18 protein-coding genes and 2 tRNA genes are annotated in these 21,501 nt (G+C 38.8%); 11 read left to right on the plus strand and 9 right to left on the minus strand.

The genetic code is table 11. The features are described from left to right. Nucleotides 1–719, plus strand: a 719-nt coding sequence (locus tag V4596_09505; GenBank protein ID MES2769371.1) for a biosynthetic peptidoglycan transglycosylase, incomplete at its 5' end; no start/stop codon positions are given. Here V4596_09505 and V4596_09510 read toward each other — a convergent pair. Beyond that, entirely contained in the window at nt 716–1,444 is a 729-nt protein-coding gene (locus tag V4596_09510; protein ID MES2769372.1) for a hypothetical protein, read from the minus strand. The two genes, V4596_09505 and V4596_09510, sit on opposite strands and share 4 nt — an antisense overlap. Before the next feature lie 201 nt (nt 1,445–1,645). Here V4596_09510 and V4596_09515 point away from each other — a divergent pair, with 201 nt between their 5' ends. Beyond that, nucleotides 1,646–3,997, plus strand: a complete 2,352-nt coding sequence (locus V4596_09515; GenBank protein ID MES2769373.1) for a hypothetical protein — start codon at nt 1,646–1,648, stop codon at nt 3,995–3,997. Between the two features lie 7 nt (nt 3,998–4,004). On the opposite strand, the gene dusB is transcribed toward V4596_09515, so the two are convergent. Then, nucleotides 4,005–5,015, minus strand: a complete 1,011-nt coding sequence (dusB, locus tag V4596_09520; GenBank protein MES2769374.1) for a tRNA dihydrouridine synthase DusB — start codon at nt 5,013–5,015, stop codon at nt 4,005–4,007. Between the two features lie 87 nt (nt 5,016–5,102). Here dusB and V4596_09525 point away from each other — a divergent pair, with 87 nt between their 5' ends. From V4596_09525 to V4596_09535, 3 genes are all read left to right on the plus strand, one after another. Beyond that, the gene (locus V4596_09525) at nt 5,103–6,077 is read left to right on the plus strand and encodes a cysteine synthase family protein (protein ID MES2769375.1); all 975 of its coding nucleotides are present in this window, start codon (nt 5,103–5,105) and stop codon (nt 6,075–6,077) included. Beyond that, entirely contained in the window at nt 6,077–7,249 is a 1,173-nt protein-coding gene (locus tag V4596_09530) for a cystathionine gamma-synthase (protein MES2769376.1), read from the plus strand. Before V4596_09525 ends, V4596_09530 begins: the two co-directional genes overlap by 1 nt. A 79-nt stretch (nt 7,250–7,328) precedes the next feature. Beyond that, nucleotides 7,329–7,404: transfer RNA gene (locus tag V4596_09535), tRNA-Phe, on the plus strand. A gap of 32 nt (nt 7,405–7,436) precedes the next feature. Here V4596_09535 and V4596_09540 read toward each other — a convergent pair. The 3 genes from V4596_09540 to V4596_09550 are packed head-to-tail and all read right to left on the minus strand — an operon-like array spanning nt 7,437 to nt 10,777. Further along, entirely contained in the window at nt 7,437–8,996 is a 1,560-nt protein-coding gene (locus V4596_09540) for a response regulator (protein ID MES2769377.1), read from the minus strand. A gap of 1 nt (nt 8,997) precedes the next feature. Then, nucleotides 8,998–9,462 carry a response regulator gene (locus V4596_09545; GenBank protein ID MES2769378.1) on the minus strand — a complete coding sequence of 155 codons (465 nt, stop codon included), beginning with the start codon at nt 9,460–9,462 and terminating at the stop codon, nt 8,998–9,000. Further along, nucleotides 9,452–10,777, minus strand: coding sequence for a PAS domain-containing sensor histidine kinase (locus V4596_09550; protein ID MES2769379.1), 1,326 nt, complete (start codon nt 10,775–10,777; stop codon nt 9,452–9,454). Before V4596_09550 ends, V4596_09545 begins: the two co-directional genes overlap by 11 nt. Before the next feature lie 496 nt (nt 10,778–11,273). Here V4596_09550 and V4596_09555 point away from each other — a divergent pair, with 496 nt between their 5' ends. Next, nucleotides 11,274–11,546, plus strand: coding sequence for a peptidylprolyl isomerase (locus tag V4596_09555; GenBank protein ID MES2769380.1), 273 nt, complete (start codon nt 11,274–11,276; stop codon nt 11,544–11,546). A gap of 1 nt (nt 11,547) precedes the next feature. Here V4596_09555 and V4596_09560 read toward each other — a convergent pair whose 3' ends face one another. Beyond that, nucleotides 11,548–12,492 carry a TerC family protein gene (locus V4596_09560; protein MES2769381.1) on the minus strand — a complete coding sequence of 315 codons (945 nt, stop codon included), beginning with the start codon at nt 12,490–12,492 and terminating at the stop codon, nt 11,548–11,550. A 161-nt stretch (nt 12,493–12,653) separates the two neighbouring features. Between V4596_09560 and V4596_09565 the strand changes: the two genes are divergently transcribed. Together V4596_09565 and V4596_09570 are read left to right on the plus strand one after the other, a co-directional pair. Further along, nucleotides 12,654–12,743, plus strand: a tRNA-Ser gene (locus V4596_09565). 180 nt (nt 12,744–12,923) lie between these two features. After that, a complete protein-coding gene (locus V4596_09570) occupies nt 12,924–13,403 on the plus strand; it encodes a hypothetical protein (GenBank protein MES2769382.1) in 480 nt (159 codons plus the stop codon). A 63-nt stretch (nt 13,404–13,466) separates the two neighbouring features. On the opposite strand, the gene V4596_09575 is transcribed toward V4596_09570, so the two are convergent. Continuing rightward, nucleotides 13,467–14,366, minus strand: coding sequence for a M14 family metallopeptidase (locus V4596_09575; GenBank protein MES2769383.1), 900 nt, complete (start codon nt 14,364–14,366; stop codon nt 13,467–13,469). 122 nt (nt 14,367–14,488) lie between these two features. Here V4596_09575 and V4596_09580 point away from each other — a divergent pair, with 122 nt between their 5' ends. Further along, nucleotides 14,489–15,142 carry an SWIM zinc finger family protein gene (locus V4596_09580; GenBank protein ID MES2769384.1) on the plus strand — a complete coding sequence of 218 codons (654 nt, stop codon included), beginning with the start codon at nt 14,489–14,491 and terminating at the stop codon, nt 15,140–15,142. On the opposite strand, the gene V4596_09585 is transcribed toward V4596_09580, so the two are convergent. Next, on the minus strand, nt 15,139–16,359 hold the full coding sequence (locus V4596_09585; protein ID MES2769385.1) for an MFS transporter: 1,221 nt from the start codon (nt 16,357–16,359) through the stop codon (nt 15,139–15,141). The two genes, V4596_09580 and V4596_09585, sit on opposite strands and share 4 nt — an antisense overlap. A 59-nt stretch (nt 16,360–16,418) precedes the next feature. Between V4596_09585 and V4596_09590 the strand changes: the two genes are divergently transcribed. Together V4596_09590 and V4596_09595 are read left to right on the plus strand one after the other, a co-directional pair. After that, nucleotides 16,419–17,042 (plus strand): RsmG family class I SAM-dependent methyltransferase, encoded by a 624-nt coding sequence (locus tag V4596_09590; protein MES2769386.1) that lies wholly within the window; start codon nt 16,419–16,421, stop codon nt 17,040–17,042. Between the two features lie 106 nt (nt 17,043–17,148). Next, on the plus strand, nt 17,149–19,239 hold the full coding sequence (locus tag V4596_09595) for a zinc-dependent metalloprotease (GenBank protein ID MES2769387.1): 2,091 nt from the start codon (nt 17,149–17,151) through the stop codon (nt 19,237–19,239). A 44-nt stretch (nt 19,240–19,283) separates the two neighbouring features. Here V4596_09595 and V4596_09600 read toward each other — a convergent pair whose 3' ends face one another. Further along, nucleotides 19,284–21,497: a cation:proton antiporter gene (locus V4596_09600; protein ID MES2769388.1), complete on the minus strand. Its 2,214-nt coding sequence runs from the start codon at nt 21,495–21,497 to the stop codon at nt 19,284–19,286. Nucleotides 21,498–21,501 lie beyond the last annotated feature (4 nt).

Below are 21,501 nucleotides of genomic sequence, written 5' to 3' on the forward strand. Positions count from 1 at the left end.
CCGAAGATGGTGGATTTTATACTCATAAAGGTTTCGATGTTGAAGAATTAAAAAATAGCTTTATGAAAAACATAAAAAAAATGTCTTTCGCTCGTGGCGGATCAACGATCACACAACAGTTAGCAAAAAATCTTTATTTGACTCCCGAAAAAACTCTAACCCGAAAACTAAAAGAGCTGATCCTGACAAAAAGAATCGAGGAAAGATATTCTAAGGATGTTATCTTAGAAAAATATTTAAATGTGGTAGAGTTTGGAAAAGGCATTTACGGCATCAAGGCCGCCACCGAATATTATTTCCAGAAGCCGCCTTCGATGGTGACTCCACTTGAGGCCGCATTCATTGCTTTCTTACTTCCAAATCCAGATAAATATGCCGTAAGTTTTAAAAAGAAAGAGCTCACGCCATTTGCCAGAAGCCGGATCAAAGATATTCTATTTAAAATGCAACACTACAAAAAAATTCATCCAGCAGAGCATTCAACTGCAAAAGCTCAGCTCCAAACTATGTTTAAACTTGCTCCTGAAATGGAAGGTGAGTCTGAAGATGCAGAATATTATTCTGATTCAGATGGAGCAACCTACGACATGACTGAGATTCGAAAACAACAAGATGAATCCATCAACAAACTAGAGTCTCTTCCCGATAATCCACCGGATTCTTTAGAAACGGTTTATCCTGATGAAATTCCTGCATCAGAAACTTACGAAGTGAATTAACAAGTCGTCTTTTCGATTATCATTATATATGGAACGTCTTTAATTTCATAAACTTCTTGATCACTTTTCAGTCTGATTTTCTCAAGCTTTGAAGTGTCTTTCATTTCAATTTTTTTGCTTTCACATTTCTTGATATCCACTTTTCTAAAAGCCTCTTTTTTCCTGAACTCAAAGCACTCGGTTCCATCGATAAAATAAAGATCTCCACTAGAATCAAAATGAATTCTGCTGATTGCCGCCGGAGTCATATCTTGAGATTTTGAAAGATAAGCTTCACGCTTTAAAGAGTTTAAATTTACCATTTGAATATTGCTCGCACCCATCGTGATGAGCTTGGACGTCAGCTCAAGATTACCTCTATCTGTTAAAACAATTGGATTTCCCATGGGAGAAAAACCCATCACTGCAGCGGTGCCCCTACCAAAAACCGTACAGCCTTTTTCATCTCCGCCACCAATAAACTTTAGGATGTGTTCTTTTTCTGCCTCTTTTTCTAACTTTCCAAAAACTTTCAGCGTGTACTCCGTCTCACCATTTACAGGTTTTCTGTCTACAATGAGGGATTTATCAACGGTATCCAACTCCATGGAGACACATGCTTTCTCGGCTTTTCTACAATTTCTAGAAATCGCAAGATCTGTAGGCTCTAAAACCGCTAAGGGTTTAGTCTGCGCCTGAACATTCAAGAATAGAACAGTGATTAAAATAAAGATCAATTTTTTCATAAATATTAAGGTATCACCTTAGATGCTTGAGTAAAGCAAAAACAAGTCGCTTAAATCTTTAGGCTTTTGTCTAGTTTTTTTGTAAATTTATTATTTTCAATAATAATGCCGATAACTTAGAGTATGTTGCCGTCTTTTTTCACCATTGTATTTATATCTCTTCTAGCTTTACCCGCGCAAAGCAATGATTCCGTTTCTGCAATGGAAAAGGCTAATAAGCAATTATCTTCTATTAATCAATTAACACCCCACTGCGACAATTGCGTATTAGAAAATAGAGACAATTCTTATTCATGTAGTTACTTCCTAAATGAATTGCGAACTGAAGACTTTAACCGCATTGTAACCTTGAATGGTGGGGCAAAGGCTTGCGAAAATTGGTCTTCTAGCCCTGGTACTAAAAATAAATTCTCAAGTGCGGCAGATCTGCAAAATCAACTGGCAAGTATGTTTCCGGAGGTCGGTGACTCTTCCCACAATCAGGTAAAAAATTGTACAAATGATAAAACAGAATTAGATTCTACAAAAAGATACAAAATTGCGAAATTTTATCATTACATCAAGCGTTTCAATCTGGCGGCCTCTCGAGCTTATGAGGAATTATCAGCTATAAATAACTTATTAGGTGAAAACGATGAATTGTCTTGCCTTGGAAAAGGAACTCTTGATGAAGCTCACACAAGATGTCAGGAGCTAAAAAAATGCCCTGTTTCTAAAAAAGGGGCACTTGCCGAGATAGCCGAAAAATCTAAGCTCGACGAGCAATCATATCTTCAGATCAAAAAAGAAATCCAAAACTTAGATAAAACCTGCTTAGCGTCTAAAGAAGAGTATGATTCATTAAAATCTTCACTATCTGAAAGAAAACCTGAAGTAGAAAAATGTCAGTACGGCGTAGGAACAAGAGATCATGCAAAGATCTGCAGGACATACACCTACAAAGAATACCAAAAAATTAGCCAGTGCGATTCTGCAAAAACAAATCTAGGATTTGTTTTGCATATAATTGAAGAATCAAATCCTTGGTTTAAAAGTGATAATTATTTTAATCTGCGAAAAAATTTTGATGTGCAAAGTTCCATAAAAAAGCAAATGCTAATGAATCGTCAAGAACTCAAGAAAAAAATCATTGAGTTTAGAGATGCTAGTTTTTGTATGAATGGATTTTTGAGAGCAGGCCAATGTGATAACAAAAAAATTAGAGGTCTCTTGGCGATTTCTCCAGAAATAGAAAAATCAGAAAATAAATCCTCCAAATATTTATCTACTTTTACTTACCTGAACACTCAGTCTTGTGTAGAAGAAAAAATGTCCTTCAACCGAAGGACCGTACCTCTACTACAAGGTGCGGCCATTGATGTCGGCTTAATTTTGATCGGTGGCGGCGTCGCATCCATTGCCGCCAAAGGAGTTCGCGCAATTTCGTTTGAAAAAAAAGCTGCTGACGCTATCTCTCTTGGCCGTAAAACCGCAGCGGTCTTAGGCGCAAATTTAGCAGTCGCATCACCTGTCTATTTTGATGCCCTAAAAACATGTTTTCGCCCAAATACAAGAAAATTCGACTTCAATACTTCTGCAAAAAATTCTTGTCTAGATTCCTTATCCAATCCATCTTTGGCTCAAGATGAACAAAAGAACTGCGTGACGGCGCTTGCCTGGGCCGGCGTTGCAACATTACCTCTGGTTCCACTACTTCCACAAAGTAAGAAATTAATCGCCGCCATGGCAGCGATGGAAAAAGAGTCAGGAAGAATATTTCTAGCAACATACGGGAAAATAAAAGATTTGAAAGTCGCTGGCTACATCAGAAACAGCGTAAACTTTACTCCTGCCGAAGCGGCGGCACTTCGGACTGAAGCTGAAAAAATATTTGCATCAACGACATTAAGTGATGCTAAAAAAATTCAAACCGTTTCTTCTCTTTATTTCAGGGCACGAAATAAACATCTTTCAACGGAAGAGTTAAAGAAAGTGGAGGAAGCTTTAGCTAATGTTCGTAACGATGCTGATTATAGCTATGCGCAGGCAGAAAGAATTTTTATAGAAAAAGGCATCGACCCCTTGAGCGTAAAATATCATAACACCCTGGCTCACGAAGCAGAACACGTTATTCAACATCTAAGTGAAAAAAATCGAAGCGCCTTTCTTGATATTGTTGAATCTATTATTAAAAGAAAAAATCTTTCGCTTGAACCTCCTGGCTCTCAACTTTACCGCAGAGAATTAGAGGCTATCGGTGCTCAATATGACATGCTAAAACTTTTTCCAGAAGAAATGATCCGAAAAGAAGCTAAAGAAATTCGAGAGAAACTAACAACTATAAGAGATAACCAAGGTAGAGATATAAGAGCTAATTTTAATTCCTCCATATTATTATCATCGCTAACTATGAGCCGTGATGAATATATAAAGGCGATGAGAAATCATCAGGGCTACAATGGGTACTCAGCAGCAAGTATAGATGCTCGACTTTTTAGACAAGTCGGACCTGTTTTGGGAGGAATTGCACTGATAGAGGCCTTCAGATACCTTACTGACTCCGAAACCGAATAAAATTATCTTATCCGTGACCACCCATTAAGAAGCGCTCTGCCGAAGTGTCTGTTTGCGTTAGATGCGCAATAGAACTGAAGTAAGTTTCTACGTGATTAAGAATTTCTTTAGAATCTTTTTGCTGAAAAACATCTTTTCTAAATTGCGCCGATCCCGGATATCCCGCAGAGAACCAACTTGAGAATTTTTTAAGCTGAACGCCGATGACTTTTTCTTCACAATCTTTTTGTAAATACACGTTCAGTAAATTGATAAGTTCGATAAAATTCTTGTCGGTTCTTTCGTTTTGTTTTTTATGGAGGTTCAAGGCCTGTCTAAAAATCCAAGGATTCTTTAAACATCCACGACCAATCATTACGGCATCACAACCCGAAGTTGTTAATCTCTCCACAGCTTGCGCCGCCGTGTGAATGTCGCCATTACCAATGATTGGAAGTTTTGCCTTCGCCTTCACTTCTGCAATGTAATCCCAATCTGCCAAGCCCTCGTAACCTTGTGTTCTCGTTCTACCGTGAATGGCCATCCACGTAATACCTTCTTCGTAGGCAATGCGTGCGACCTCTTGCGTATTGCGCGTATTTGCATCCCAACCTGTGCGAACTTTAATGGTCAGTGGAATTTGAATTGCTTTTTTAACTACGGATAACATCTTTGCAAGGCCGTCGAGATCTTTTAACATTGCAGAGCCTGCGCCCTTACAAACTACTTTTTTGACTGGGCAACCAAAATTCAAATCAACAAAATCTGCGCCTTTATCTTGAACAAACTTTGCACCTTCCGCCACGATCTCTGGAGTTTCTCCAAAAAGTTGGATGCCTACAGGGCTTTGAATTTTTTCAAATTTCATTAAGTCTATTGTCTTTTGACTTCCGTAATTCAATCCATTGGCCGAGATCAATTCCGATATGACAATTCCGCATCCCATTTCTTTCATAAAAGAACGGAACGCATTATCAGTAATGCCTGCCATTGGGGCTAAAACAAATGGATTGTTATGGAGCTCTTGGACTAAATTCATCGAAAAACTGTTATATATGTAATGTTGTATTTGCTCAATAGCATAGGATCAGAGTATGTTAAAAAACTGATTTATCCAGGAGATTTAATGAAAATTTACAATAACATACTAGAAACTATTGGCAATACTCCAATGGTTAAATTGCAAGGCTGTGTGCCCGCAAGTCCTCATAATTACTTTGCAAAAGTAGAGTTTTTCAATCCCGGTGGAAGCGTTAAAGACCGTATTGCCCTAAGTATCGTTGAAGAGGCAGAAAAAAGAGGTCAGCTTAAGCCCGGTGGTACAATTGTAGAAGCAACATCAGGAAATACGGGCGTTGGGCTAGCATTAGTTGCAGCAGTAAAAGGTTACAAATGCGTAATCTCAATACCTGACAAAATGAGCGAAGAAAAAATCAATACGATTAGATCTTTCGGTGCTGAGGTTGTGGTCACTCCCGCAGGCGTAGAAGCTGATGATCCAAGGTCTCACTATAGCGTTGCTAAAAATTATGTAAAAAATAATCCTAATTCTTTTTTGACAAACCAATATCACAACCCTGACAACGTAAAAATTCATTTCGAAAAAACGGGCCCAGAAATATGGAATCAAATGGATGGAAAAATTGATATCTTCGTTGCGGGAGCGGGCACAGGAGGAACTATCTCTGGTGTTGGCAAATACTTGAAGGATAAGAACCCAAAAATAAAAATCATTTCTCCAGATCCAATTGGTAGTATTCTTTTTGACGTTCACAAATATGGTGAAGTTAGAGACCCGATCAGTAAGTATGAGGTGGAGGGTATCGGAGAAGATATGATTCCAGAAAACGTACACTTCAAAGTGATCGATGAATTTATCAAAACACAAGATAAAGAAACTTTTTTGACTTGCAGAGATATTCTAAAAAAAGACGGAATATTCGTTGGACCCTCTTGTGCATCTGCTCTCGTTGCGGCACTGAAATACGGATCAAGAGTTACAGAGCCACAAAACATTGTGGTTCTATTTCCTGACAACGGATCAAAATATTTAAGCAAAGTTTATAACGACAACTGGATGAAATCGAAGGGATTTATCTAATGGGTTCAGATATCGATTACTCAAAAAAGAATTTTGCAACAAAAGCAATTCACGTTGGACAACCACCAGATAAAACAACTGGAGCAATTATGACTCCGATCACTCTGGCTACAACTTACGTACAGGAATCTCCGGGCGTACACAAAGGTTATGATTACTCTCGTGCAGACAATCCAACTAGAGAGGCCTATGAAAGATGTTTAGCAAGCCTTGAGAATTGCAAGTTCGGCTATGCTTTTGCTTCGGGTTGTGCCGCTTCTACAACAATCATCATGATGCTGAAGGCTGGCGATCATGTGATTTGTTCTGACGACGTTTACGGTGGGACATTCAGACTTTTTGATAAGGTGATTCAAGACAAAGGAATTTCCTTTGATTATGTGGATCTGACCAAAACAGACCTCATTAAAGCTAAAATTAAATCCAACACGAAAATGATTTGGATTGAAACCCCAACAAATCCACTAATGAAGGTTGTTGATATTCAAGCGGTCACAAAAATCGCAAATGCTAAAAAGATCTGGACCGTGGTAGATAACACTTTTATGTCTCCATACTTCCAAAATCCAACCGATCTTGGCGCAACGATGACCTATCACTCAACAACAAAATACATTGGCGGTCACAGTGACGTGATCGGTGGATTTGTTGCTACTAATGACAAGGACATTTCCGAAAAATTAAAATTCCTCCAAAAATCTATCGGTGCAGTTCCCTCTCCGTTTGATTGTTACCTTGCAATGAGAAGTTTAAAAACTCTTGCGGTAAGAATGGAAGCTCACGCAAAGAATGCGCAAGCCATTGCAGAATTTTTAGAAAAACATCCGAAGGTAGAAAAAGTAATTTATCCCGGATTGAAGTCTCACCCACAGCATGCCATTGCTAAGAAACAGAACTCAGGCTTTGGTGGGATGATGTCTTTTTATATTAAAGGCGGATTGAAAGAGGCAAAAACTTTTCTAGAAAACGTGAAAATTTTTGCCTTGGCTGAGAGCTTGGGCGGAGTAGAATCTTTGATCGAACATCCTGCAATTATGACACACGCCAGCGTTCCCGCAAAGAACCGCAAAGCCCTGGGAATAGACGATACTTTGATTCGCCTGAGCGTAGGAATCGAGAACGAGAAAGATCTGATCGATGATTTAAAAGGCGCTTTCTCTAAAGTGAAATAAAGTTTAAGATCGTTTGACACTTTTATATCAAAAAGGTACTTAAATTAGCTCTAAAGTATCATAGCTTCTAGACGAACGTGGCCCGGTAGCTCAGTTGGTAGAGCAGAGGATTGAAAATCCTTGTGTCGGGGGTTCAATTCCCTCTTGGGCCACCATTTTTAATACGGTTCTGTTTTTTCTCTTAATCTTATCTACTTGTTAACTCGCAAATGGCTTGAATTAACTCTGTATCATTTAAAGGTTTAGCAATATGGCGCTGAAATCCAGCCTGTAGAGCAGCTGTTTTTTCCTCTTCCCTTGTATATGCCGTCAATGCAATTGCCGGTGTACTTTTCTTCCCAAGATCCTCATCTGCTTTTCTTAGACTTCTTAAAAAAGCATAACCATCTTCGCCAGGCATACCTATATCACAAACAATTAAATCTAGAAGTGAGTCGTGAATAATAGTTCGAGCTTCTGCAGCAGACTCTGCTATTTTAACTTCTGCTCCTGCTCTCTTTAACACAAAACTCACTAATGCTAATGTATCTTGGGAATCGTCTACTGTTAATATGCGTAACCCTTTTAAAGAGCGTGCGGTTCTGTCTAAAGATACTATTGCAGAACTTTTCTCCTCAGCAGCGTCCTGAAAAGAATTTATTTTTCCCTTAGCCTCATCTGCGTAAGGGAGGCAAACAGAGATTGTTGTTCCTTTGCCAAGACCATCACTTTTGATTATGACTTCCCCTCCATGCAACTCTGTAAGATATTTCACTAGAGATAATCCCAATCCCATGCCTCCGTGCTGCCTTATCATGCTGTTATCCTGTTGGCGAAAACGATCAAATACGTAAGGCAAAAAATCCGCCGTTATGCCTTTGCCATTATCCCTAACAACAATTTCTGCCCCAGATTCTTTTGCTTTTAGCATGATTTCTATTTTTCCACCCTCTGGAGTAAATTTTAGAGAATTAGAAAGTATGTTCCACATGATCTGATGAATGCGAACCTGATCACAACACACATTTCTTATATCAGGATCAAAATTTGTCGTAAGAGTAATGTGTTTACTATTTACAGCTAGATTTATAGCCTGTATGGCATCATTAATTATTGGGACTAAGCTTTGTACTTGAGTGAATAGACTGAGTTTCCCAGTGATGATTCTAGACATATCTAATAAATCATTAATCAACGTAACTAATAATTTAGAATTACGAAGTATAATCTCCATTCCTTCCTGAGATTCTTTTTCGGACAATATTCCTTGATTCAGAAGCTCTGAGAAACCCTGAATGACTCCAATTGGAGTTCGTAACTCATGAGATATTGTGGCCAAAAATTCATCTTTGGTTCGACTGGCCTGCTTTAAGTTCTCCTCTGTTGATTTTCTTTCTATTGCATAACGTATAGATTTAAAAAGTGATTCTCCGTCCATGCGACTTTTACAAATATAATCTTGAGCGCCTTCGTGAACAGCTTTCATTCCAAAATCCTCATCATCTAATGATGATAAAACAACGATAGGGAGATTCGATGCTTTGGATAACACCTTCTGCAAAGTTTTATCAATTGTGCTATCAGGTAAACCCAAGTCCAATAAAATTACATCGATATCCTTTTGGTTTAGTCGCTCAAGTCCATCAGACAATCGATTAGACCAGTGAAGTTTTACAGAATCTCCGCGTTTGCGAAGAATATGAGCTTGAATCAAATCTTTATGTTCAATCTCATCCTCAATAAGTAAAATTTGTATTGGGGTTTTCATATTATTCCTTTGCCTTATGTGGCGCTTGATTCCATACACCCCAATAAAGATTTAGGTCTTCGGCCATTTTTCGAAAACTATTAAAATCTAAGGGTTTTACTAAATAACTATTTGCATGTTCTTGATAGGCTCTCGCCCTGTCCGATTCTGCAGCAGAGGTAGTAAGAACTACCACTGGTATAACTTTCAATCGAGAATCCATCTTGATCTTGCGTAAAACTTCATGCCCATCAATTTTAGGCAATTTGAGATCTAATAAAATAATATCTGGAGCAACCTTTTCTTTATATTTGTCTCGACAAAAAAGGTAATCTAGCGCTTCGGCTCCATCCCTAACGCGATCAATTTTATTTGTAATTCTATTATTCTCTAAACCCCTAATAACTAACTGCGCATGATCATCATCATCTTCGACTAACAAAAATGTAATGAGTCTGGGCAACACAAGGTCATTATTATTGTTCATATTCTTCTTCTCCGGGTTGAGTAAAGTCTTTTGGAAAGGCTAACCAGAACGTCGCTCCCGCACCAATCTCTGAGTCTATCCAGACGCGCCCACCGTGAAGCTGCATCGCTCTCGATACAATTGTAAGCCCCACACCCGTTCCTCTATTGTCACTTTCCAATCTTTGGAAAAGGCCGAAAATTTTTTGATGATACTCTTTCGCAATGCCTGGGCCATTATCTCGAATATAAAAGTGAATTTCATGACCCATATCTTTGGAGCCAATTTCTATTTTTGGATTTGGAACATCACATGCGTATTTCAGCGCATTGATAATAAGATTTTCTATGGCTTGGTAGATACGATGGCGATCACCAGATATCTCGTGTAAGCTTTTTTGGATAATTAATTGCACCGACTTATCCTTGATCTGCTGATTTATATTCTCTGTAATATTTTTAACTAGCGTAAACATATTGATGAGTTCAACTTGCAGTTTTACCCGACCCATGCGACTTAATTGCAGAAGATCATTTATGAGCTGGCTCATGCGAATATTTGCACGATCAAGGCGCATTAATGAATCCCCGAGCTTGTCATAATTTTTAGAGGCAATATCTTCTTTAATCATACCCAAAAATCCGGCACTGGTAACAAGTGGTGATTTCAAATCATGAGATACAGTATAAACAAACTGCTCCATCTCGTGATTTTTTTGGCGAACAGCAGAAGTAGATTGGCGAATACGATCCTCAAGACTCTTGCGTTTAGTGATGTCAACAATAGAGGCCAATACAAATCTTCCATTTTCAGTGATCAACGGATTCAGTCCGATCTCTACAGGAAACTCTGATCCGTCTTTTCGAAGAGCAAAAAGATCTCTCCCTGCGCCCATTTGCCTCGTCTGCGGAGATGCAAAGAAAGAACCTCGGTGCCCCGGGTGAGATTTTCTATATCTCTCTGGAACTAAAAAATCCATACTTCTTCCTATAATCTCTTCCCTCTGATATCCAAAAAGAGTTTCAAATTCTTTATTGCAAAAAACTACTCCTCCCACTTGATTCACCATTAGAAGGCCATTAGGAGTTGCCTCAACAACACTGCTAAGCCACTCCTCTCTTTTTTTTAATTCCACATCTTTATTTTTTCTTAGTTCTTCATTGATTTTTAATAGATTTGCGCTGTCTTCTTGTAAGTTTTTAATGTCTGGAAAGGCTAACGCTCGCGGCATTAGATAGATAAGTAATATAGCCGTTGCTAGCGATATTACTGCTGTAAACAGCTTTAAAAATCCATGAATTCCATATTCTGGATTCCAAATTGTTATAATATCCATTATATGGATCGCGCCGCAGAATATAATAAAAAGTGCAAACATAATAAAAATCCAATTGAACACTAAATCTTTTCTTTTTCTGACAAAGTAAAAAAGAACTATTAGCATCATAAAATATGAGAGCGATATGATTACATCCGAGCCCAGATGCAGCCATAAAATATCTGACCTCGCCAAGTAGCTGTGCCCGCGGGGAATAAAGCTGTTAGCGCTGAACAGCTGGTTTATAAATTGTAGCATCTGTTCTCCATACTCAGGATAGTCTTTGCATTTTTGTTATTTAAACAAAAACAATTTATATTGTAAACAATAATTGTTTTATATAGCTGACCGAAAATAAGAGAGCCAAGATACTTAGTGGTGTGACCGGTAAATGAGCCTTTTAGGGATTATTTCTTTAAAAAAGACGCTCTTCTTTAGAAATTCAAAAACGACTTTTGCAAACGACAATATCGTGTTAAATATATCCCATATCTAACCATGAGAGAGGGTAAGTATGAATCAGATTAGAGCTAGCCACATTTTAGTAGACTATGAACACGAAGCTAATGATCTTTTGGGTAAAATTAAGGATGGAAAGACTTTTGAAGAACTCGCGCAGAAATTTTCAAAATGTCCCTCCGGCGACCAGGGTGGGGATTTAGGTTTCTTTAAAAAAGGAATGATGGTTCCAGAATTTGAAGCAGCTGCCTTTGCGTTGAATACCGGTGAGACCTCAAAGCCCGTAAAAACACAGTTTGGATTCCACCTGATCAAAAGAACTGAGTAAATTAGATTTTTATATGACCCTGCTTCTTCTTTTTCTCGTCTTTGCGAGTTTTATAAACAGAAGCCAGAATCGCTGAAACTAAAGCTGCTAAAATCATTAAAAGTGAAATTACGATTGGAATTTTGTAAAAATCAGCAATAAGCATTTTCGTTCCCACAAAAGCTAAGATAAAACTCAACGCTGGCTTTAGATAAATAAATTTATCCATAAGTCCCGCGATGCAGAAATAAAGAGCTCTCAGTCCCAAAATTGCAAATACATTGGAAGTGAAAACAATAAATGGATCCTTTGTTACCGCAAAAATCGCAGGAATCGAGTCAAAAGCAAAAATAACGTCTGTGGTTTCGACCAAAACTAAAACAACAAAGAGCGGAGTGGCCCAGTATTTGCCATTCTTATTAATAAAAAACTTTTCTCCGTGGAACTCTTTCGTGATTGGGATAGCTTTCTTCAAAAGCTTTACGACAATGTTTAGCTCAGGATCAGCCTCTTCTTCTTTCTGCAAGAACATCTTTATGGCTGTGAAAACTAAGAAGGCTCCGAATACATACATAACCCAGTGGAACTTATTAAGAAGTGCCGCACCCACATAAATAAAGATCGCTCTCAATACTAAGGCACCTAAAATCCCCCAAAACAAAACTCTATTTTGATGCGACTGAGGAACTCTGAAATAAGTGAAGAGCATTAAAAATACAAAAAGATTATCTACGCTGAGAGAAAGTTCGATGAGGTAGCCCGCTAAGAATTCCATGCCGGCTACAGGGCCCTCTCTCATCCAAAGCAAGGCATTAAATCCAAGTGCAATCGAGATAAAAAGAATCGTTTTGAGTGTCGCCTCTTTCATCGACATTGATTTTCCCTTTTTTTGGAAAAAGCCCAAGTCTAATGTCATAATGATCAAAACTATTATTCCAAAACCAATCCACATAACTTGATGATTCACTGCTGATACTCCTTCAAAAAATGAACTCAGACTTTATAATAATCCTTATATCATTGCCATTTAGAACGGACAGAGTCGAAGATGTATGACTCGATGCAAAATGCCCTATATTGAATTTAAACCGTTTGAATTTTTGTACCGGTTCCTTTAAACCTAATCCCGGAAGAGTGGCAGAGTGGTTTAATGCAACGGTCTTGAAAACCGTCGGCCCTTCACGGGGCCCGTGAGTTCGAATCTCACCTCTTCCGCCATTTAAATTTTAGAAAACAAATCCTCTCAATAAAAAATCATCAAATATTTTTGATTCTATTTATAAAATTAATCTAATTAAAACTTCAACCACCATAGGCAAATACCTATGGAAGCTATTGTTGCTATTTATTAGCCTTCAAAAATAAAACGAGATACGGTTAGCGGCAATGGAGGTATTTATGAAAATGTTTATTTTGGGTTTAATTTTTTTATCAGCAAATGCATTTGCGCAAGAGAGTGGTTCGGTTTTTCAACTTAGTAGTGTACAAGAATGTAATCAGTCTTGTTTATACGCCGAACTTGAAGCCATAGCAGATCTTACAAGTCGTGCAGACGCTAGATGCAGTCCTGCTGCGGCAAATCGAATCTCTGACTGGCAAACGAATGTGACTGGTTATGGTAGACTAACAACGACTGCAATCTTCTCGTGCGAAAAAGAGAACAAATCAGTTTTTCAAATCAGCGGCGCAAAAGAATGTGGACTGGATTGCTTACAAGCTGAGATTGAAGCTATGGCAGATGCTAAGGCCCGTGCAGAAGCTAGATGCAGTCCTCTTGCTGCAAAGCAAATTTCTAACTGGAATACAGATGTAACTGGCTACGGCAGACTTATTACAACAGCGGTCTTTTCATGTCAAAACGAACAAGCTAATAATTAAATTGTAACTACCTTTCGTCGCTAAAAAAGCGACGAAAGCCTTTTCAAAATACTTTAAGAAAATTTACATTTTATTTACTAAATCAACCAAACTGATCCACATGGCCGTGTGGTTATCAAAATATTTATTTTCTTCATTCCGACGACCTTCAAAAGTGAAAGCCAATGTCTGGTATGCCTCGTAGTAATGGTCCTTAGAAGTTCCATGAGCATCATAACCCAGAATGTCCGGGCAAGTTCCATACTCAAAATCATTTCCCATATGTTGTTTTATCATTTGGCTAGCTGTAACAAAATTATTTTTTGCACTCATAGGCAATGTTGGCCCAGTGAAGGACCAAGGATAAAGAACTGCACCCGTACAGCAATGATAGTCCATTGAGAGCATCAGCTTTCTCTCCAGTTTAGCTTCTGCATTTAAAAAGCTTTTAAGCGCAATTGTTTCGGGCTGAGAAAATCCAATTTTTGGTTCTATAGAGATATCAAAATCACGATTCAAATCATATCCCGCACTATTCTGTCTTCTTCTACGATCATATCCATCAGGATTTAAAATAGGAATGATATAGAGTGAACCACCTTCTTCAAAAAATTGATTGATTGAAGTTTGACGCAGTCCTTTTTCCAAAAACCATCTCGGCAATCTATCTTCAATATTTAAATATTCATCACCATGAATGGCTCCTGCGATATAAATTGCTTTACTCGCTTTTGGCTTTATTGATTTCTTAGCTATTTTTATAAGTGAAAGTGGTCTTCCATCAATAGTTGTTCCATACCGAATGACCTCAGAATATTCCGGATAAGCTTTTTCTAAACTGAATAACTCTTCTACAATATTTTTATATGGCGGTCCGAATATACCTGAATCTGACTGTATTCTGTACGGTTCATGGTCAGGAAAATCTGATGCGAAGGCATTAATAGATAAGAAAATAGTAAATATTAAAAATAAATTTTTCATGTTCCCCTCCCGGAAATCAATTGATTCATAAAGTCTTTATAAACAAATTAATAAAGTCAATGAATCTAGGGCTGAATTAAACAGGCTTGCCATATTCCGCGAAAATTTGTTAAATACCCTCTATGTCGGTAGAACAAACCTTTGAACATTTTTTTAAACCCGAAGCAAAAAGAAGTGGTGCTGATTACTTTGCTAAAAATGCCGTGATCTTATCCAATAAATCAGACACGCATGTGCAAGGGTACATCAAAGGTGTCGCAGCCGGAAGGGTATCGCTTTCTTCAACATCTATCGAAAGTATTTCTTTTTCCGCAAGCTGCACTTGTCCTGTTTCCAATAAAGGACACTTCTGCAAACACATCTGGGCGGTTTTACTTTCTACCGAGATCAATTATCCTGATTTTTTGACTTCTAAAACAAATATCGAAAAAATTTCGAAAACCAATCTCAAGCAAGACGTCTATAAAGAAAAGCAGGCCGACTATCGCAAGCTTCAATATCAAAAACAAAAATTAAGCGCTAAAAAGATAAAAATAGAAAAAGAAAAAAAGAAGTTCCAAGATGAAGCCCCAAAACTCCCGAATGACGTAGAGAGTGCTTTAGTTTTTTTTGAAGAAAATGGATTTCCAATCGAAAAACCTATTCAAGAAGAAACTCTAAATAACGCGAGAAAAAAATTAGCGCGAGTTTTTCATCCTGACGTTGGTGGAAGCCACAAAGAAACCGTAGTTCTCAATGAAAATTACGATATCATTTTAAATTTTATCCGGTCTTAAGAATTTAATTTTTCTAATTCCATTTTTCGCAAAGATGGGCAGAAATACGCAACAACGCCAACTGTACAGAGACAAATGATTCCGCCAAAATAAACTGCCGGCACAGTTCCCAAAATTTTGGCGGCAACTCCGGATTCTAGTTCTCCAAGTTCATTTGAGGATCCAATAAAGATTGAATTTACCGCGGATATTTTTCCACGCATGTGATCGGGAGAGCAAATCTGTACGGCACTTGATCTCGTGATCATACTCACGCTGTCACACGCTCCACTCAAGGCAAGGGCCGCAAGCGACAAATAGAAATTCGTACTTAGGCCAAAAATCAAAATGCAAAAACCAAAACCTGCAACCGCCCACAAGAGCACAGTTCCTGATCGTCCCTTGATGGCTTTACTTGATAAATACAAAGCCACAATGGTGGCACCGACCGCAGGAGCCGCTCGCAGTGTTCCCAATCCTTTTGCTCCGATCATTAAGATATCGCTCGCAAAAATGGGCAGAAGTGCTGTGACTCCACCAAACATCACCGACACCATATCCAAAGTCAGTGCGGGAAATAAAATAGGATGTTTATAAACAAACTTTAATCCCGAAAGAAGTTCATCCTTGATCGACTTGTGCATATTCGTAGAATCTGGCGGCAAGATCTTTATCTTGATTAAGAAAATACTTCCAAAAGAAATGACAAGAGCTATGCACACCGCCGATGAGGCAACGATCGGGCCAAAAAAACCAAAAAGAATTCCGCCCAATGCAGGACCTGCAATTCGTGCCACCTGCATCACCGAAGAAGACATCGCGGTGGCTTTGAGTAAGTTTGCCTTGCCAACTATTCTGGGAACAGAGGCAAAGATAACTGGTTGTGAAAACGAACGAGCAAGTCCGGTTAAGAAAGATGCGCTGTAGAGCATGAACACTTGCATGTTGAGCGACAGTTGTGCCTGATAAATATGTTCGAGCAATAAAATCACACCAGACAGCAAGCTCACCAATAAAACATAACGATAAACAATCAATGGGCGAAGACGATCTACTAGGTAGCCTGCATAAAGCGCCAAGCCTATGGCAGGAACCGCTTCTGTAAGACCTATAAAACCCAGAGCCAATGGATCCTTGAGCAACTCCCAAATTCTCCATCCTAGAATCACTGCCTGCATCTGCACGCCAATGGTGTAGAAGAATCTTGCGGTAAGTAGTTTTTTAAAATCCAATGGCATATTTTCACCTTATAGCGAGGAACTTGTAAGGACTCTTAAATTATCGTAGATTGAATCCTATGTCTAATACTGCTTATTTTGAAAAAAGAATTCCGATTATGTTAGAGCTGGGTTTTAACGAAACTCAATTGCCAATTCTTAAAAAGTATATCGATTTTCTTTGGGAGTCGAACGAGATTCTAAACTTGATCAGCCGTAAAATGACTTTTGAAGAGCTAATTGATAACCACTTGATTGATTGTTTGCTGCCTCTTAAAAATTTTCCAACTAATGTTGAGAATGTTGCAGATTATGGAACTGGCGGTGGACTTCCTGGAATTCTCTATGCCATTCAATTTCCAGAAATGAAGTTTCATCTCTATGAAAAAAGCAATTTGAAGTGTGACTTTCTGGTGAAGTGCTTGACCTTTGCTCCTAATATTATTGTTCAAGGAGATATTCCTTCCGATCTGCCTAATATTGATCTTATCATTGCAAGAGCCTTTAAACCTATCGATGTGCATTTGGATATGAGTCGAAGTTATTATCTTAAAAAGGGGAAATACTTTCTTCTCAAAGCTAGAAAAGAGAAAATCGAAGAAGAGCTTATTCTTGCACGTAAGCGATTCAAAGATCTAAAAGTTGAAATTATTCCTCTCAAATCTCCAGTATTAGAGGTTGAGCGTCACTTGGTTCTTATCTAAATTTTCCGGCCATTTTGACACCAATAACGCGAGCCTACATTTTGCATTATTCTCTTTCTACTTATGAAAAAATGGATTTTCATTAGCGGATACTAGGGAGGGAACTATGTTTAAATTATTCTTCAAGGTGGCTTTGATCTTTGTATCAACAACATCTTTGGCAAATGCATCTAACTTCACAACTTTAAACCAATTGAATTCTAAAAAGATTTTAGAGTCTGACGGAATAAAGTTTGAAGTGCTCAAATCTCGATCCGATGATATCTTGCTGTCTTATCCGAGAGGATTGATTGGCCAAGGAAATATGTTCGGCACCTCAATCATCAAAGTTTCTGACAAAGAAGACGCAGCCCTCGGAAACCTAAAGCTTGCCTGGTTTGCAAGCCTTGCCCGTTCAGAATTGATAAATACCAATACAAAACAAGCATTGATTTTCAAAGGTTCCTTTGGTGGCGAAGGTTCTGAAACTCAACCTTTAAAAGTATTAGCGGAAATCCCGGTGACGGAGGTGACAGATTCTACAGTCACTCTAAACCTCTCTGCCCTGGGTAAAGACCTTGATATCGCGCCAATGTTTGTAAAACACAGTGGAGAAGAGATGCAAAACTTCACTCATCTCGGATCAAAAACCGTATCGGTTGATTTTTCTGTAAGTACTTTAGTGTTTGATGTGGAATCGACATATAAAATCGAGGCAACAAATCAAACCACTAAGGAAATAACTTCTAAAGAAGTTATGATCACAACGAGATGGTTTGTACGATTGAACTCTGGAATGACTCCTTATTTTGTTCCTAGAAAGAATACTCCAGGAGTTGGTTTTTTCACCAATGGCGAAAGCAGCAACGATTATATTTCTAGATTCGCAATCACAGATCTCGCTACAAATCCTGTGAAATATTATGTTAAGAACGTTCCTCTTGAGCACAGGCCAGCAGTTCTCTCGGGATTTGAAGATTGGAATCACAAACTTCAAAGTACCTTAGGACATAATCTTTTGGTTTACGAAGTGCTTGAAACAAATGATCCTCGCTATAACCAAATCATCGCGGGCGATGTGAGATACAATGTTCTAGAATGGGATATCGATAACAAGGCAAGTTATGGCGGCCTTGGCCCTTCGATCAAGCACGGTACGACGGGTGAAACGATCGCCGGTCATACTTTGATTCAAGGACCAGAAATTCTCGCTATCTATAAAAAATGGTTTAAAGTGAAAGAGCAAGTTGCAGCTCTCAGTTCTCGCGGTCAAAATGATCGAGCAGAGAAATTAAAAATGGATTTTGTAAAAGAAATTTCGGCAAAAGTAATTTCTCAAAAAAATGTTAGAAAATATAAGCTTTCTTTCAGAGATATTGAATTGCAAATTCCTTCGCAAGACATCAGGCTGCATGATCCTCTCGCAGTTGATCCATTAGATTTTTATGAAACACCGGTTGGATATACCTATGAAAATTACATGAATGGATATTGGAGAGAAATTATTCCTCATGAGTTGGGCCACAACATTGGCCTAAGACATAATTTCCGAGGAAGCTTAAAGGACAAAGGCGAAGGAACTGTCGGCTCTGTTTCGAGATCGGTAATGGAATATCTTGGAAGAGGTCATAGACACCTCAATAGAGTTTCAGAATACGATATCATGGCAATTGCCTACGGCTACCTTGGAAAAAAACCTGCGCACAAAGATTGGTTCTGCACCGACGGAGATCAAGGCATCTACAGCTATACAAATTCCGCAGAGTGTTCAAATGGGGACGCAACATCGGATCCCTTCAGCTACATGGAAGGCAAAATAAACCGCGGATTGGATCTCTTGTTAGCAAGAAATACATCTTCTGCACCAGAGTGGACCATGAAGGAAGCAGCAGGCCCGATAGGAGGATTTTTCCTTCACCTCACAACCTATGCAACTACCGCACAAGCTTCTGCCGAGAAATGGACAAATTTCTTTGGTAAGGAAGGTCGTCCAACAACTTCAGAGGAAGTTCCAGCTTATGTTTTGAATAGACTCAATGATCTTATCTGTAGCCCTGAGCTTGACGCACAAGCAGCTGCAAAAGACACCCAAGAAGGAAAAATAATCGCAGCGAAAAATTTAGAAGATTATCGCAACCATGCCTTTACGGTTATGAAAAACGTGCCGGCACCTTGGGCCATTGTCAGTAAACAGAACTTTAATTGTTACAAGGATTAGTATCTAGATAAAAGAGCCAACTCAAAAAAAATTGGCTCTTTTTCTCATCTCAGTTTTTCGAGAACGTTTTGGTCGCCGGCTACCCAGACGATGTCGCCTTCGTTGAAGATAAATGAGGCTTCTGGGTTTAGTATTCTTTCGCCGTTTCTTTCAACGCCTACGATGACGGCCTTTGCTTTTCCTCTGATTCCTAAAGAACGGATTGATTGGTTCAAGAGACTTGAATCTTTATCCACTTCTATCTGCTGCAATAAGAACAGCTCATTATCATCGGGGAGCGTACTCATGCTTGGCTCGATGATATCCTTGAATTTGCTGAGCTGCTCATCTGTTCCGATAACAGAAAGTTTGTCGTAGGGATAAAGCTTTTCGTTACCATCGGGGGCTTTGATTTTTAAATCGCCGCGTTCAATCAAGGCAATAGTCACGCCATGTTTTTCACGCACCCCAATTTCTAAAAGAGTTCTGCCTATGCTTGCCGAGTGAGGAAAAACAGAAAACTTTGCGATATGCGCATCCCAGGGAGCAATCGCAGGATTCTTTTTGCTATCGTTTAATTCTTTTTCATTAAGGTTAAGCAGAAATTTTTTCTCAATAAAATTATAAAGAATCTGCAACCGGCTTGAAAAAGCTGCTAACAGTACCACGATAATTACAGTAGGAATTGCAATGGCAATCCCTACGGAAAAATATTGCTTTAGGAGGAAACCAATCAACATCAGGCCAATAACGTATCTAACCACTTCAAGAGCAATGATCGCCCCCCGCAGTCTATTATTGCTCCAAAGTTTAGAATAAATTCCATAACTTATTTTTTTACTCACTAGAGCCCACAAAAATGGTGCCGCACAAATCAATGTGAGAACTAGCGTGATCGCTACTCCTGTAGCACCAGAAGCTATGTTGCTGTAGATGATTTTTGAAAGGACTTTTGAGAACAAAAGAAAGATTCCTAGAATCAAGGTCACATTCAACCCAATATGAATAAAGAAAGATCTCACCAATTCTTTCCACTCGCTCACAGAGCTTACAGTTTGAGCTGATGAGCTGTATTTAACAAGTGCATCATTCACCTTCGTGGGAACTCTTTTTTGAATGAATTCATAAATAGGAATGGAGTACTTGATCATATAAGGAGTGGTAAATGTCGTGATCGCCGAAACAGCAACAGCAATGGGATACAAAAAATCACTTGTGACCTTTAAACTCACTCCTAGCGTAGCAATAATAAAAGAAAATTCACCAATCTGCGAAAGACTTAAACCAGCTTGTACCGAGTGCTTTAACGTTTGGCCAGCGGCCAAAGCGCCAGCCAGCGTACTGATAGCCTTTCCAACAATGGTAACAATAGTAATGATTACTACGGGCCCTGCATATTCAACGAGAACTTGAGGATCAATCAACATTCCAACAGAGACAAAAAAGATCGCGCCAAATAAATCTTTTACGGGCTGAATGATATGTTCGATTTTATGAACATAGGTGGTCTCCGCCAAAATAGATCCCATAATGAAAGCCCCAAGTGCCGGAGAGAATCCTGCCTCTGTTGCCAGAAGCACCATCATCAAACATAAACTCAGCGAAACTATCAAAATCGTTTCAGATGACATTAATTTTTGGGCGCGCCGTAGAAAAGATGGAACAATCAAAATTCCCGCTACAAACCAAAGAACTAAAAAAAATCCAAGCTTGAGGACAGAGCTGATCATCTCTGCGCCTTCGAACTGCTGACTGATAGAAACAGTCGATAGCAACACCATAAGTAAGATCGCAACCAAATCTTCTACAATAAGGGCACCGAACACCAGTCCTGCGAATTTTTGATTCTTCACTCCCAGTTCATCAAATGCTCTGATAATAATTGTCGTAGATGAAATGGATAAAATTCCTCCGAGGAATAAGCTATCCATATGCGACCAGCCCAAGAGTTGTCCTGTCACATAACCAATACCCAACATCCCAAGAACTTCAGTGATGGCCGTGATCGAAGCTGCTCCGCCCACTTTCGTTAATTTTTTAAAACTGAATTCCAATCCCAAACCAAAAAGTAAGAAAATCACTCCGATCTCGGCCCAAATTTGAATATTTGGAAGATCAGAAATTGTTGGGAAAATAGAAAAATGAGGACCAACCAAAATACCAGCAATAATATAACCAAGAACAACCGGTTGCTTTAGTTTTTTAAAAATCAGTGTAGTGAAGCCCGCGGCGCCTAGAATTAATGCAAGATCTCTTATCAGCGGGGGTAAATGTATCATTTAA

Source organism: Bdellovibrionota bacterium, from assembly GCA_040386775.1.
Taxonomy (GTDB): Bacteria; Bdellovibrionota; Bdellovibrionia; order Bdellovibrionales; family JAEYZS01; genus JAEYZS01.